The sequence below is a fragment of the Pseudomonas sp. PSPC3-2 genome (assembly GCF_049897085.1).
Taxonomy (GTDB): Bacteria; Pseudomonadota; Gammaproteobacteria; order Pseudomonadales; family Pseudomonadaceae; genus Aquipseudomonas; species Aquipseudomonas paraveronii.
The window spans coordinates 220,352-235,526 of record NZ_JAFCVO010000008.1 but is presented as its reverse complement, the minus strand read 5'-3'; the positions used below and the strand labels follow the sequence as shown (position 1 = coordinate 235,526).

The 15,175-nt window shown below is 61.6% G+C and carries 12 protein-coding genes; 4 read left to right on the top strand and 8 right to left on the bottom strand.

Annotated features, from left to right (window positions below):
- Positions 1 to 7: 7 nt before the first annotated feature.
- The 8 genes from tldD to mreB form a co-directional block, all read right to left on the bottom strand.
- Positions 8 to 1,450 carry a metalloprotease TldD gene (tldD, locus tag ACP7CJ_RS15700; protein ID WP_253393415.1) on the bottom strand — a complete coding sequence of 481 codons (1,443 nt, stop codon included), beginning with the start codon at positions 1,448 to 1,450 and terminating at the stop codon, positions 8 to 10.
- Between the two features lie 16 nt (positions 1,451 to 1,466).
- Positions 1,467 to 2,315: a carbon-nitrogen hydrolase family protein gene (locus tag ACP7CJ_RS15695; protein WP_276196527.1), complete on the bottom strand. Its 849-nt coding sequence runs from the start codon at positions 2,313 to 2,315 to the stop codon at positions 1,467 to 1,469.
- Between the two features lie 48 nt (positions 2,316 to 2,363).
- Positions 2,364 to 6,179 (bottom strand): YhdP family protein, encoded by a 3,816-nt coding sequence (locus ACP7CJ_RS15690; RefSeq protein WP_426100709.1) that lies wholly within the window; start codon positions 6,177 to 6,179, stop codon positions 2,364 to 2,366.
- 76 nt (positions 6,180 to 6,255) lie between these two features.
- Entirely contained in the window at positions 6,256 to 7,713 is a 1,458-nt protein-coding gene (gene rng, locus ACP7CJ_RS15685; protein ID WP_010567681.1) for a ribonuclease G, read from the bottom strand.
- 69 nt (positions 7,714 to 7,782) lie between these two features.
- Positions 7,783 to 8,379: a Maf family protein gene (locus ACP7CJ_RS15680; protein WP_276196525.1), complete on the bottom strand. Its 597-nt coding sequence runs from the start codon at positions 8,377 to 8,379 to the stop codon at positions 7,783 to 7,785.
- A 51-nt stretch (positions 8,380 to 8,430) separates the two neighbouring features.
- Positions 8,431 to 8,919, bottom strand: a complete 489-nt coding sequence (mreD, locus tag ACP7CJ_RS15675) for a rod shape-determining protein MreD (RefSeq protein WP_276196524.1) — start codon at positions 8,917 to 8,919, stop codon at positions 8,431 to 8,433.
- The gene (gene mreC / locus ACP7CJ_RS15670; RefSeq protein ID WP_426100821.1) at positions 8,919 to 10,034 is read right to left on the bottom strand and encodes a rod shape-determining protein MreC; all 1,116 of its coding nucleotides are present in this window, start codon (positions 10,032 to 10,034) and stop codon (positions 8,919 to 8,921) included. Before mreC ends, mreD begins: the two co-directional genes overlap by 1 nt.
- A 140-nt stretch (positions 10,035 to 10,174) precedes the next feature.
- Positions 10,175 to 11,212, bottom strand: a complete 1,038-nt coding sequence (gene mreB / locus ACP7CJ_RS15665) for a rod shape-determining protein MreB (RefSeq protein ID WP_002555108.1) — start codon at positions 11,210 to 11,212, stop codon at positions 10,175 to 10,177.
- 210 nt (positions 11,213 to 11,422) lie between these two features.
- On the opposite strand from mreB, the gene gatC reads away from it, so the two are divergent.
- The 4 genes from gatC (at position 11,423) to ACP7CJ_RS15645 (ending at position 15,165) form a co-directional block, all read left to right on the top strand.
- Entirely contained in the window at positions 11,423 to 11,710 is a 288-nt protein-coding gene (gatC, locus tag ACP7CJ_RS15660; RefSeq protein WP_247408111.1) for an Asp-tRNA(Asn)/Glu-tRNA(Gln) amidotransferase subunit GatC, read from the top strand.
- Between the two features lie 16 nt (positions 11,711 to 11,726).
- Positions 11,727 to 13,178: an Asp-tRNA(Asn)/Glu-tRNA(Gln) amidotransferase subunit GatA gene (gatA, locus tag ACP7CJ_RS15655; protein WP_426100711.1), complete on the top strand. Its 1,452-nt coding sequence runs from the start codon at positions 11,727 to 11,729 to the stop codon at positions 13,176 to 13,178.
- A 10-nt stretch (positions 13,179 to 13,188) separates the two neighbouring features.
- A complete protein-coding gene (gene gatB, locus ACP7CJ_RS15650; protein ID WP_276196522.1) occupies positions 13,189 to 14,634 on the top strand; it encodes an Asp-tRNA(Asn)/Glu-tRNA(Gln) amidotransferase subunit GatB in 1,446 nt (481 codons plus the stop codon).
- A gap of 159 nt (positions 14,635 to 14,793) precedes the next feature.
- Positions 14,794 to 15,165: a septal ring lytic transglycosylase RlpA family protein gene (locus tag ACP7CJ_RS15645; protein ID WP_426100713.1), complete on the top strand. Its 372-nt coding sequence runs from the start codon at positions 14,794 to 14,796 to the stop codon at positions 15,163 to 15,165.
- The last annotated feature ends 10 nt before the right edge of the window (positions 15,166 to 15,175 follow it).

Sequence of the window (15,175 nt, the reverse complement as noted above, 5' to 3'; positions counted from 1 at the left end):
CCCGCTCTTACGACCCCGTGCCACCCACGGTGATCGCATCAATTTTCAAGGTTGGCTGACCCACGCCCACCGGCACCGACTGCCCATCCTTGCCGCACGTGCCCACGCCGCTGTCCAGCGACAGGTCGTTACCGACCATCGACACCTTGCTCATGGCTTCCGGCCCGTTACCAATCAACGTCGCCCCTTTGACCGGCGCGGTAATCTTGCCGTCTTCGATCAGGTACGCCTCGCTGGTGGAGAACACGAACTTGCCGCTGGTGATGTCGACCTGACCGCCGCCGAGGTTGGCGCAGTAGATCCCGCGTTTCACCGAGGCGATGATTTCCGCCGGGTCGCTTTCGCCTGCAAGCATGTAGGTGTTGGTCATGCGCGGCATCGGCAGGTGCGCGTAGGATTCGCGGCGACCGTTACCGGTACGTGCCACGCCCATCAGGCGGGCGTTGAGCTTGTCTTGCATGTAGCCCTTGAGCACGCCGTTTTCGATCAATGTAGTGCATTCAGTCGGGGTGCCTTCGTCGTCGATGCTCAACGAGCCACGGCGACCGGCCAGGGTGCCGTCATCGACAATGGTGCATAGCTTGGAGGCGACCATCTCGCCCATGCGCCCGCTATAGGCCGAACTGCCCTTGCGGTTGAAGTCGCCTTCCAGGCCATGCCCCACGGCTTCATGGAGCAATACGCCGGACCAGCCCGAGCCCAACACCACCGGCAAGGTGCCGGCAGGTGCAGGGATGGCTTCCAGGTTGACCAACGCCTGGCGCAGCGCTTCGCGGGCATAGCCCATGGCGCGGTCCTCGGCGAGGAAATAACGGTAGTCGGTACGCCCGCCACCGCCGTGGCCTCCGCGCTCGCGGCGGCCGTTCTGTTCGACGATCACGCTGACGTTAAAACGCACCAGCGGCCGCACATCTGCCGCCAGACCACCGTCGGTGGACGCCACCAGGATGCGTTCCCACACCCCGGCCATGCTCACGGTGACTTGCTGGATACGCGGGTCGAGGGCGCGGGTCGCGGCGTCGATACGCTTGAGCAGATCGACTTTTTCTGCACGGCTGATCACTTCCAGGGGGTTATCCGGCGCGTACAACTGAGCCACGTCCTGGGTGCTGAATGCCTGCACCGTGCCGTTCTGGCCAGCGCGGGAAATCGAACGGGCGGCACGGGCAGCCAGGCCCAGGGCTTCCAGGGTGATCGCGTTGCTATAGGCGAAACCGGTTTTTTCACCGGATTGCGCACGCACGCCGACGCCCTGATCGAGGTTGAAACTGCCTTCCTTGACGATCCCATCTTCTAGGGCCCACGACTCGGAAATCTGCCCCTGGAAATACAGGTCGGCCGCGTCGATGCCCGGCCCGGCGAGATCGCCCAGCACGGTTTGCAGGCTTTCGATGGTCACGCCACCGGGTGCCAGGAGGTGTTCACTGACTGAGGACAACAACTCGCTCATAGGTTTGGCCTTAAATTCATCGTTCTGAAGCAGGCCGCTGCGCGCCCCGCGAGAAAAAACGCCGGTGGTTGACCACCGGCATGCGCGCCCGTATCGACGCCTGTTCACTGCTGTCGCGTTCGGCCAGCAACACCGCTTCGCCTTGATCCTGTTGCGTCAACACGCGGCCCCATGGATCGACAATCGCCGCATGCCCATAGGTTTCCCGTGGCCCCGGATGAACCCCGCCCTGGGCGGCCGCCAGCAGATAGCACTGGGTCTCGATGGCCCGCGCACGAATCAGCACATCCCAATGTGCGGCGCCGGTCACCGCAGTGAAGGCCGAGGGCGCGGTAATCAGTTCAGCCCCCGCTGCGCGCAACTCGCTGTACAGCTCCGGAAAGCGCAGGTCGTAACACACCGTCAGGCCCAAGCGGCCGACCGGTGTATCCGCCACGACGACGTTGCTCCCGAAAGCATAGTCATCGGACTCACGATAGCGACCGCGCGCATCCGCCACGTCGACATCGAACAAATGCAGCTTGTCGTAGCGGGCGACGATCTCGCCATGGTCATCGATCAACAACGAGCAGGCGTTGGCCTTGGCGTTCGGTTGGTCCTTGGGCGGCAGCGGCAAAGTGCCGGCGACTATCCATAAGGTGAGGTCGCGGGCGGTCTGTTTCAACCATGGCAGGATCGGCCCTTCGCCCAGCGCCTCGGCGCGACCGATGTCAGCCACATCACGGCGGCCCATGGCGGCGAAGTTTTCCGGCAGCACCACCAGCCGCGCTCCCTGGGCCGCCGCTTGCTCCAGCAGGCGCCGGGCCTGGGCCAGGTTGGCCAGCACATCGCTCTGGCTGACCATTTGAATTACCGCAAAGGACATCGGCCGACACTCCATAAATGGCATGCAGCCATGCTACTCCACAGGCTCTCAGTTTGGCTTTTCAAATGGCTTGTCGAAGGTGATTTTCGGGTCTTTCCATGGCCCTTCCACTTTGTACTGCACGCTGGCAAAACGCGAAACACGGTCGCCAATCAGCTTGTCGATCAGGAACAGCGCGCCACCAATGGCCGGTGCACCGACAATCAGCGCGGCGATCGGCAGGTTATTGGTCACCGGCAGGGTCACCAGCAGTTTGGCATCTACGCGATCAGCCACCAGGTCCAAGGTGCCATTGAGTTCCAGATTGCTCGACGGCCCCGTCAGGGTGATCGGCTCGCGCGTCACAAACACCCCGTTGCTGGCCGCGAGCAAGCCTTTGACCCGGTCATAGCTCAAGCCTTTGCCGAGTAGGTCGGAGAAGTCCAGGCGCAGCCGGCGGCCGATCGAGTTGAAGTTAAGCAGGCCGAACACCCGCAACGCCTGGGCGCCGCCTTCCACTTCAACGAACTGACCTTTGCGGAACGTTGCATCCAGGCTGCCGGAAAAACGCTTGGGTCCGACCCAAGCGGGCGAGCCCGCCCAACGGCCGTCCACATCCAGGTGAAAGTCTTCACTGGTCACGGTAGGTGCATAGCCCCACCCCTTGAGGACATCGGCAATGTTCTTGCCATCCAGGCGCCCTTTGTACCAACTACTGCTGTCACCCGCAGCCCCCTCCCAACCGCCTGCCCCCTTGAGCTGCATGCCCTTGAGGCCCAGGTCCAGGTTGTTGAAGGCCAGGCCCTTGGCGGTCGGCCGGATCTTCAACGACCAGGCGCCGATCAGGTCCGGCCCCTGGAACAGTTGATCGATGCTGATATCCAGCGCTGGAATAACCTTGGGATCGATGTCGGCCAATGGGTCGGGCGCATTCTCATCCGCCTGTACCGTTGGGTCCAAGGCCGGCAATTTCACGTACTGCAGGTTGACCGCAATCGGCGCGCCTTTGGCGTCCAGCAGGTTGACCGTGCCCTTGGCCTGCTGGCTGTCAAACTGCAGGCCCCAGGCCGCGGGTTTGCGGTCCAGTTGGAGGTTGACCTGGTCGAACTGCTGCCCAAAGCCGGTCAACTTGCCCACCTTGAAGTCGGCACCGCTCAATAGCTGTTTCGCGCTGCCTCCCGGGTCGTTGCCCGCGTAGCGATCGACGAGTTTCTTCCACGGTTCGATGTCCAACTCCGACAACACACCGCGAATGCGTAGGCCTTTGCCACCGGGCAGCAGCGCATCGCCATTACCCAGAAACAACTCGCCGCGGCCTTCGCTGAACTTGTCCGGCGGCGCCGCAAAGGTGAAGTTCGCCAGATCGCCGTAATCGAACCAGTAGCGGCGTTCGGCGCCCTGCAAGGTCATGCGGAACACGCTGTCACGGCCCTGGCTGGCCGGCATGCCGAACGGCGCCGGCAGGTCCACCGCCACACCTTTGAGGTTGGAGCTGACCATCAACTGGCTGTCAGCACCGTCCAAATTGAGCTGCAACTGGTACGGAATATCGCCGGACACTGGCAGCGACTGGCTGACTTTCAACCAGTCCGTCAGGCGCTTGACCGTGACCTGGCCTCTGGCGGTGACGCGGGTACTGATCTTGCCCGGCTTGCCATCCGCAAAGATCTGCGCGCTGATCGGCCGATCGAAGGCTTGCGCCGTGATGTTCTGCCCGCTCAGGCCCTTGGCGCTGTCGAAGCGGAAATCGCCCTTGAGCTGGTTCAGGTCCAGGGTCGGCTCGGCCAATTGCAGGCGCGCCTTGTCGGTCTGGAAATCCACCACGATCTTCGGCTCGGTGCCCTTGGCCAACGGGACATCCAGATCCAGCTTGCCCTGCAGATCGCCCTCGCCTTTCCAACCGGCAAAGGTCGCAGCGGTGCCTATCGGCGCTTCCTGGAGGATTTTCAGGCCATCACCCAGGCCGCCGGCAAAACCACCGGTGAGCAGCAGGTGGCTATCCTTGCCCGCAGGCGCGTGAGGAATATTGACGTAGACGTCCTTGACGCCGGTGTCGAGCAGTTGGCCCTTGCTGGCCAGGATGCGGACACCGCTTTCCTCGACAAACACTTCGCCGTTGACCTTGCTCACATGGGGCCAACCCGGCTGGAACGCCAATTCAGCATCATGCACTTTGAAAAACAGGCTGATATTGCGCGAGGCGGGCAATGCGTCGTGATTCAACGAGCCTTGATACTGGAAGAAGCCTTCATCGACCGCGCCCTTGAGAATCGCAGTGCGCAGCCATTCATCCAGCGCCGGGCTCAGCACCGCCGGCAGGTATTTAGGCGTGAAACGCCCGTCGCCGTCGACCATGCCGACCCGCAGGTCCATGTAGTCTTCCTGGCTATTGTCGAAATGCAGGCGAATCAGGAAGTCGGCGGCGACCTTGCCCTCCTCGCCCAGCACCTTGATATACGGTGCGATCAAGGTGAAGCCTTGCTGGTCGAGCTTCCAGGTCAGGCGCGCATTGGCCTGGATGTACTGCCAGGGCTTGGCAAAGATCGGGTCGAGATGCAGAGAAAAGTCCTTGCTGTCCATGCGCAACTCGCCCTGTCCCAGGTCGCCGCTGATGCTGCCGGAAATGTTACGTGCGGCAGGGGCACCGAAGTAGGCGTCAAAGCCTATCCGGTCGAGGTTGGCGGCAAAGCTGACTTTCTGATCGGTCGTGTCCTGTGGGCGAAAATCCACCAACACATTGCGCAGCACGCCGGTGGCCTTAAGGTGTTCGATCGTCTTGGCGAATCCTTCCGGCAATGGCGCCAGAGCATTCAGCAGCGGGGTGATCGGGGTCAGGTCGAGGCGGTCGGCCTGCAGCTTCCAGACTTCCTGCTCCTTGTCGGTGGCCAGGCGTTGCTGCAATTGCAGGCGCGATTCCCAGCGGGTATCACCGAGGTTCATCGCCAACGAATCGAACAGCACCTTGAGGCCGCTCTCACTGCGTTGCAGGTAAGCGGTCAGGGCGAGGTTTTCAATGTGTACCGGCTTGCGATCCGCGTAGCTGCCCTTCACTTGCGGCGAGTTGAGGCGCACCACCGCGCTTTGCACGGTGCCTTTGGCCCAGGTCAGCCAGAATTCGCCGCCAGCCTTGAACTGCGTGAGTTTCCATTGCTGGGTCAACCTGGCCGGAATCCATGTGGCCCAATCGCTCTGGGGCAAGCTCAGGTAGGCCTGAACCTCAGCGTCTTTCCAGGCACTGGCGCGGATTTGCGTGCGCAGGCTCAGGGCCAGGGGCTGGCCATCCGGCAGGGTCAGGCGGGCGTCCAGGCGTTGGCGGGTGGTGCCGGTTTGCAGGCTCAGGCCCACATACGTGAAGGTCAGCGGCGCCTGGTCGAACGGCTGCAACGTGACCTGGCTATCCAGCAACGAGACCCGCTGGACGCTCTGCATGCGGTTGAGCAACTGCTCCGGGGCCAGCGGCTGGTCGTCCTGCACCGGCAGGCCTTGCAGCGCCCAGTGGCCATCCTTGTCCTCCTTGACGCTCAGTTGCAGGCCGCTGACTTCCAGGTGGGCGATGCGCACGTCGCGCGCCATCAGGCTGGCCCAGATGTCCGGTACCACTTGGACCTGGTCCAGGCGCAAGGCATTGCTGCCCTCGCCCACCATTACGTCGTGGGCCAGCAACACAGGCGCGAAACCGCTCCAGCGGCCTTCAAGACGACCGATCTGCAGCGGCATGTCCAACGCGGCCTGGGCCTTGGCTTCGATTTCGGCGCGGTATTCGGCGACCAACGGGGTCAATTCACGCCCAAGGCTCACGTACACCGCCGCCAATACCAGCAGCAAGGCGCACAGGCCCAGGCCCCAGCGGGTCAAAGCGGCAAAAAAGCGTATCAGACGCTCCATGTCAGGCGACCCTCAAGGCAGTAGTCGGACCACAGATCAAGGTCTGTCGGAATCAGGGAAAACAAATGAATGAGGATCAGAGCAGCACCACGTCGTATTGTTCCTGGGAATACATGGTTTCGACCTGGAACCGAATAGTACGACCGATAAACCCCTCCAGTTCGGCCACGTTACCGGACTCTTCATCCAGCAGACGGTCGACCACTTTCTGGTTGGCAAGCACTCTATAACCTTCAGCCTGGTAGGCTCGCGCCTCTCGTAGGATTTCCCGGAAAATCTCGTAGCAAACCGTTTCAGGCGTCTTCAATTTACCGCGTCCCTGGCAACTGCTGCATGGCTCGCACAGCACTTGCTCCAGGCTTTCGCGGGTGCGCTTGCGGGTCATTTGCACCAGGCCCAACTCGGTGATGCCGATGATGTTGGTCTTGGCGTGATCACGCTCCAGTTGTTTCTCGAGGGTGCGCAGCACCTGACGCTGGTGTTCTTCATCTTCCATGTCGATGAAGTCGATGATGATGATCCCGCCCAGGTTGCGCAGGCGCAATTGGCGGGCGATCGCAGTGGCCGCTTCGAGGTTGGTCTTGAAGATGGTCTCTTCAAGGTTGCGATGCCCCACGAACGCACCGGTGTTGACGTCGATGGTGGTCATGGCTTCGGCCGGATCCACCACCAGGTAGCCACCGGACTTGAGCGGCACCTTGCGTTCGAGGGCCTTCTGAATTTCGTCTTCGACGCCGTACAGGTCGAAGATCGGCCGCTCGCCTGGGTAATGCTCCAGGCGGTCAGCAATTTCCGGCATCAGCTCGGCAACGAACTGCGTGGTGCGTTGGAAGGTTTCCCGCGAGTCGATGCGAATCTTCTCGATCTTGGGGCTGACCAGGTCACGCAAGGTACGCAAGGCCAGGCCCAGGTCTTCATAGATGACACTGGGGGCGCCGACGGTCTTGATCTGTGCGCCGATCTGGTCCCACAACCGCCGCAGATAGCGGATATCCATGAGGATTTCATCGGCACCGGCGCCTTCAGCGGCGGTGCGTAGAATAAACCCACCCGCTTCCTTGATGCCCTCGGCGGCAACGCAGTCGCTGACCACTTTTTTCAGGCGCTCGCGCTCTGCTTCGTCCTCAATCTTCAGCGAAATGCCGACATGCGCGGTGCGCGGCATGTACACCAGGTAGCGCGAAGGAATCGACAGTTGGGTGGTCAGCCGCGCACCTTTGGAGCCGATGGGGTCCTTGGTGACTTGCACCACCAGGCTCTGCCCTTCATGCACCAGGGCGCTGATGCTTTCCACCGCCGGGCCTTCACGCAGGGAAATTTCCGAAGCATGGATAAACGCGGCACGGTCCAGGCCGATGTCGACGAAGGCGGCCTGCATGCCCGGCAATACGCGCACGACCTTGCCTTTATAGATGTTGCCGACGATCCCGCGTTTCTGGGTGCGTTCGACGTGAACTTCCTGCAGAACACCGTTCTCTACCACCGCCACGCGCGATTCCATCGGCGTGATATTGATCAGAATCTCTTCACTCATGGCTGGGTCTCGTTCAGGCGTTTTCACAATAGTGACCGGTCGCTTAAGGCTGGGCGCTGTGTACGAGGCTCAGCGCACGGTAAGGTTTTGCCAACAGGGTATGCCGAATTGGCCAAGCAACTGAGCGGTTTCGCACACCGGCAGGCCTACCACGGCGGAATAACTGCCAGTGAGCCCGGCCACGAACACCGAGCCTAGCCCTTGGATAGCATAGCCTCCGGCTTTGTCCTGGGGTTCTCCACTGTGCCAGTAGGTTGTAGCCTCCTCGACAGAAATCCCCCGAAAAAGTACCCGACTGCTTACACATCGGGTTACACAGCGCTGACCGTCCGTGAGGGCAATGGCCGTCAGCACTTCATGTTCACGCCCTGCCAGAGCCAGCAACATGGCCAGGCCGTCGGCCAGATCCACTGGTTTGCCAAGGATCTGGCCATCAACGATCACCGCCGTGTCGGCGCCCAGCACGCAGCCCCCCGAGGTTTCCCCTAGGGCAGCAAAACCCGCCGCCGCCTTGGCACGCGCCAGGCGCTCGACGTAGGAAACGGGAGATTCGTCCGTAAGAGGCGTTTCATCAATCGCGGCGCTGACCACGGTGAAGGGCACACCGATCTGGGTCAGCAGTTCACGCCGCCTTGGGGAGCCCGAGGCCAGATAAAGCGAATTCATTGCAGACTCTCCCTGTGGGGTTCGATAACCAGGCAGAGCCTCGCAATCCATTCAATTGATTTTATAGCGACGACATAACCCGCGCAGACCGAAACTGACCCACGGCCACAGCAACGCACTGACCAGGGCCGGCAACACCAGCGCCAAGGTCGGCTGCCGGTTACCGGTCAAGGCACTGAGCCATAGCTGCACCAACTGCGCCAAGCCGAAGATCACCAGGATCACCAGGCACTGTTGCCACATGGGGAACATGCGCAGACGCTGCTGCAACGAAAGCACCAGAAAAGTGATCAGGGTCAGGATCAACGCGTTCTGCCCCAGCAAGGTGCCATAGAGCACATCTTCCGCCAAGCCCAGAAACATCGCCGTGACCATGCCCACTTTATCCGGCAGGTTCAGCGACCAGAATGCCAGCAGCAAAGCCAGCCAGAGCGGGCGCAGGATTTCCATGAACTGCGGCAGCGGCGATACGCTGAGCAACAAGCCGAGGGCAAAGGTCAGCCAGACGATCCAGCCATTGTGCGAATGAGTACCGGCCATTATTCCTCCCTCTGCCGCGTGGTTGCCGGGGCGGCGGCCGGCGGCTTCGCAGCGGGCGGCGTGGTCGCAGGCTGGGCGGCCGGCGGTTTAGTCGCCGCTGGTTTCACCGGGCGAGTGCTGTGAGCGACCGGCTTGGCTGGCGTGGCCACGGGCGCAGCCGGCGCCGGCGCAGTTGCAGGCGGTGTAGCCGGCGCGGGTTTTGGTACGGTCGCCGGGATGATCGGCGCGGTGCCGTTACGCTTGTCTTCCGCTTCCTGGGCCTGAGCGGCGTCGTTGGCGCGCTCTTCCGCGGTGCGGTTGTCGCTGAACACCAGCAACAGGTAGCGGCTGCGGTTCAGCGCGGCAGTCGGCACGGCGCGGACAATAGCGAAGGGCTGGCCGGAGTCGTGGATCACTTCCTTGACCGTCGCCACCGGATAACCCGCCGGGAAGCGTTGGCCCAGGCCGGAACTGACCAGCAGGTCGCCTTCCTTGATATCGGCCGTGTCGGCCACATGACGCAGCTCAAGACGCTCCGGATTACCCGTACCGCTGGCAATCGCGCGCAGGCCGTTGCGGTTGACCTGCACCGGAATGCTGTGAGTGGTGTCCGTCAGCAGCAATACGCGCGAGGTGTAGGGCATCAACTCGACCACCTGCCCCATCAAGCCACGGGCATCGAGTACCGGCTGGCCAAGGACTACACCGTCGCGCTCACCCTTGTTGATGATGATGCGATGGGTAAAGGGGTTGGGGTCCATGCCGATCAACTCGGCGACTTCGACCTTCTCGTTGACCAGCGCGGAGGAGTTGAGCAACTCGCGCAGCCGAACGTTCTGCTCGGTGAGGGCCGCCAGCTTTTGCATGCGCCCCTGCAGCAGCAGGTTTTCAGTCTTGAGTTTTTCGTTCTCGGCGACCAGCTCGGTGCGGCTGCCGAATTGGCTGGCCACGCCCTGGTAGAGACGTTGCGGCAGGTCGGTGATCCAGTAAGTCTGCATCAACACCAGCGACATTTGGCTACGCACGGGCTTGAGCAGTGCAAAGCGGGCATCGACCACCATCAGCGCGACCGAAAGCACGACCAGCACCAATAAGCGCACGCCCAATGAGGGGCCTTTGGCGAAAAGCGGTTTAATAGGCCGCTCCTCCCAGGCAAATGTTCTCTCTATTCATACGGCATCTAACCGGCCTGGATGCAGATTGAAGAAGATAAACGCCAACAGGCAGCACTGCAAAGTGCTGCCTGCGGGCGAAACATGGGCTTACCAGCAACCACTTATTCGCTGGAGAGCAGGTCCATGGTGTGTTTATCCATCATTTCCAGTGCACGGCCACCGCCACGGGCGACGCAGGTCAGCGGGTCTTCGGCGACGATCACCGGCAGACCGGTTTCCTGGGCCAGCAACTTGTCGAGGTCGCGCAGCAAGGCGCCACCACCGGTCAGTACCAGGCCACGCTCGGCGATATCGGAAGCCAGCTCCGGAGGCGATTGCTCCAGGGCACTCTTCACTGCCTGAACGATGGTGGCGAGGGACTCTTGCAGAGCTTCCAGCACTTCATTGGAGTTCAGGGTGAAGGCACGCGGCACGCCTTCGGCCAGGTTGCGACCGCGAACATCGACTTCGCGCACTTCGCCGCCCGGATAAGCGGTACCGATTTCCTGCTTGATGCGTTCGGCGGTGGATTCGCCGATCAGGCTGCCGTAGTTGCGACGCACATAAGTGATGATCGCTTCGTCAAAGCGGTCGCCACCAACACGGACGGACTCGGCATACACCACGCCGTTCAGGGAAATCAGGGCGATTTCAGTGGTACCACCACCGATATCCACCACCATCGAACCGCGCGCTTCTTCAACCGGCAGGCCGGCACCGATCGCAGCAGCCATTGGCTCTTCGATCAGGAACACTTCACGAGCACCGGCACCAAGCGCCGATTCACGGATGGCACGACGCTCCACCTGGGTGGACTTGCACGGAACGCAGATCAGCACACGAGGGCTGGGCTGCAGAAAGCTGTTTTCGTGAACCTTGTTGATGAAGTACTGCAGCATCTTCTCGCAGACACTGAAGTCGGCGATCACGCCGTCTTTCATCGGACGAATGGCAGCGATATTGCCTGGTGTTCGCCCAAGCATACGCTTGGCCTCGGTGCCAACGGCAACGACACTTTTCTGATTACCATGGGTCCGAATAGCCACAACCGATGGCTCATTCAGGACGATACCGCGCTCGCGCACGTAAATAAGGGTGTTGGCAGTGCCCAGGTCAATGGAAAGATCGCTGGAAAACATGCCACGCAGTTTCTTGAACATGGGGAAAGGACCCTAGGCAACGCGTGGGTAAAAAAGTGCGGCAAACTCTAACAACGACAGGGATTTTGGGCAAGGCGCCAATGTGCTAAATTGGCCGACTTTCTACGCACCAACCCCCACAATCGCGGCCATATGACCGTAGAAATGCGGTAGTGTTCCGACAATCTAACACACGGACGCCCTCCGTTCTGTTTTCCACTGGAGAATCCCATGGCGCTTGAACGCTCCGACGTGGAAAAAATCGCACATCTGGCCTCGCTTGGCCTGAATGATGCCGATCTTCCACAGACCACCGCAGCCCTGAACAGCATTCTCGGGCTGGTTGACCAAATGCAGGCCGTGAATACCGACGGCATCGAGCCCCTGGCTCACCCGCTGGAAGCCAACCAGCGCCTGCGCGCAGACGTCGTGACCGAAGTCAATCATCGCGAGGCCTACCAGTCCATCGCGCCAGCGGTCGAAAACGGCCTGTATCTGGTTCCGAAAGTCATCGACTAAAGGGAAAGAGCCTTTCATGCATCACATGACTCTGGCCGAGATCGCCCGCGGTCTCGCCGACAAAAAGTTTTCATCCGAAGAGCTGACCAAGACCTTGCTGGCGCGTATCGGCGCGCTCGACCCCAAGGTCAACAGCTTCATCAGCCTCACCGAGGAGCTGGCCTTGAGCCAGGCCAAGGCCGCCGACGCACGTCGCGCCAACGGTGAGAACGGCGCGCTGCTGGGCGCACCGATCGCCCACAAGGACTTGTTCTGCACCCAGGGCATTCGCACCAGTTGCGGCTCGAAGATGCTCGACAACTTCAAGGCGCCCTACGACGCCACCGTGGTGTCCAAGCTGGCCGCCGCCGGGGCCGTGACCCTGGGCAAGACCAACATGGACGAATTCGCCATGGGCTCGGCCAACGAGTCGAGCTACTACGGCGCGGTGAAAAACCCGTGGAACCTGGACTGCGTGCCAGGCGGTTCATCCGGCGGTTCGGCGGCGGCGGTTGCCGCGCGCTTCCTGCCGGCCGCCACGGCCACCGACACCGGCGGCTCGATCCGCCAGCCCGCCGCGTTCACCAACCTCACCGGGCTGAAGCCGACCTACGGTCGCGTGTCTCGCTGGGGCATGATCGCCTATGCCTCCAGCCTCGATCAGGGCGGCACACTGGCACGCACCGCCGAAGACTGCGCAATATTGTTACAAGGTATGGCAGGCTTCGACGCAAAGGACTCCACCTGCATCGATGAGCCGGTACCGGACTACAGCGCCAGCCTCAACACCTCGCTCAAAGGCCTGCGCATCGGCGTGCCAAAAGAGTATTTCAGCGCCGGCCTCGACCCGCGCATCGCCGAATTGGTCCACAACAGCGTCAAGGAGCTGGAAAAGCTCGGCGCCGTGATCAAGCCCATCAGCCTGCCGAACAACCAGCACGCGATTCCGGCGTACTACGTGATCGCCCCGGCCGAAGCGTCCTCCAACCTGTCGCGGTTCGACGGCGTGCGTTTCGGTTATCGCTGCGAAAACCCGAAAGACCTCACCGACCTGTACAAACGCTCCCGTGGCGAAGGCTTCGGTGCCGAAGTGCAGCGCCGGATCATGGTCGGTGCCTACGCCCTGTCGGCCGGTTACTACGACGCGTACTACCTCAAGGCGCAAAAAATCCGTCGCCTGATCAAAAACGACTTCATGGCAGCCTTTGAAGAAGTCGACGTGATCCTCGGCCCGACCACGCCGAACCCGGCCTGGAAGATCGGCGCCAAGACCGGCGACCCGATCGCCGAGTACCTGGAAGACCTGTACACCATCACCGCCAACCTCGCGGGCTTGCCGGGCTTGTCCATGCCCGCCGGTTTCGTCGATGGCCTGCCGGTCGGCGTGCAATTGCTTGCCCCGTATTTCCAGGAAGGCCGCCTGCTCAATGTGGCGCACCAGTACCAGTTGAACACTGACTGGCACACTCGCACCCCTACCGGCTTCTGAGGAGAACACTATGCAATGGGAAGTTGTGATCGGGCTGGAGATTCATACCCAGCTCGCCACCCAATCGAAGATTTTCTCCGGTAGTGCCACCACGTTCGGCGCAGAACCCAACACCCAGGCGAGCCTGGTAGACCTGGGCATGCCCGGTGTGTTGCCGGTGCTGAACCAGGAAGCGGTGCGCATGGCGGTGATGTTCGGCCTGGCGATTGACGCCGAGATCGGCCAGCACAACGTGTTCGCACGCAAGAACTACTTCTACCCGGACCTGCCCAAGGGCTACCAGATCAGCCAGATGGAATTGCCGATTGTCGGCAAGGGCTACCTGGACATCCCGCTGGAAGACGGCACCATCAAGCGTGTCGGTGTGACCCGTGCGCACTTGGAAGAGGACGCCGGCAAGAGCCTGCATGAAGAGTTCAACGGTGCCACCGGCATCGACCTGAACCGCGCCGGCACGCCGTTGCTGGAGATCGTGTCCGAGCCCGACATGCGCAACGCCAAGGAAGCCGTGGCCTACGTCAAGACGATCCACGCGCTGGTGCGCTACCTGGGCATTTGCGACGGCAACATGGCCGAAGGCTCGCTGCGCTGCGACTGCAACGTGTCGGTCCGGCCAAAGGGCCAGGTCGAGTACGGCACCCGCTGCGAGATCAAGAACGTCAACTCGTTCCGTTTCATCGAGAAGGCGATCAACACCGAAGTGCGTCGCCAGATCGAACTGATCGAAGACGGCGGCAAGGTGATCCAGCAAACCCGCCTGTACGACCCGAACAAAGACGAAACCCGCGCCATGCGCAGCAAAGAGGAAGCCAACGACTACCGTTACTTCCCCGACCCGGACCTGTTGCCGGTGGTCATCGAGGATTCGTTCCTCGATGACGTCCGCGCCACCCTGCCGGAATTGCCGCCGCAGAAACGCGAGCGCTTCCAGGCGCAGTTCGGCCTGTCGGTCTACGACGCCAGCGTCTTGGCTTCGAGCCGTGAGCAAGCCGACTACTTCGAAAAAGTCGTGAGCATCGCCGGGGACGCCAAGCTGGCGGCCAACTGGGTGATGGTGGAGCTGGGCAGCCTGTTGAACAAACAGGCCCTGGAAATCGACGAAGCGCCAGTCTCGGCCGAGCAACTGGGCGGCATGTTGCTGCGGATCAAGGACAACACCATCTCCGGCAAAATTGCCAAGACCGTGTTCGAAGCCATGGCCAGCGGTGAAGGCAATGCCGATGAGATCATCGACAAGCGTGGCCTCAAGCAAGTCACCGACAGCGGCGCCATCTCCGCCGTGCTCGATGACATGCTCGCGGCCAACGCGGAACAGGTCGAACAATACCGCGCGGCAGACGAAGCCAAGCGCGGCAAGATGTTCGGCTTCTTTGTCGGCCAGGCCATGAAAGCCTCCAAAGGCAAGGCCAACCCGCAACAGGTGAACGAACTGCTGAAAAGCAAGCTCGAAAGCTGATAGCGGTGAACGGTCCGAGTGAGATTTCATGCTCGACTCGGACCTCCTGTGGGAGGGGGCTTGCTCCCGATAGCGGTGATTCAGTCAAAACAGTAGTGACTGACACTCCGCTATCGGGGGCAAGCCCCCTCCCACATTTGTGATGAGGGCACCTTGATAATGAAGCGCTTACTTGGCCTTTTAGCCCTGTTCTCTTTACTGGCCGGTTGCGCCAGCGGCCTCATCAACCCCAACGGCTACGACGAAACCGGCACCGCCTCCTATTACGGCGCCAAGCACCATGGCAAAAAAACTGCCAGCGGTGAACCCTTCAACCAGAACGCCCTGACCGCCGCCCATCGGCGCCTGCCTTTTGGCACGCAGGTCAAGGTGACCAATCTCGATACCGACAAATCGGTGGTGGTGCGCATCAATGATCGCGGCCCGCACACCCGTGGGCGGCTGATCGATCTGTCACGCCAGGCCGCCGCGCAACTGGGCATGCTGGGCAGCGGCACCGCGCGGGTGCGCGTGCAAGCCCTGAGCAATTGAAGACGGAGCC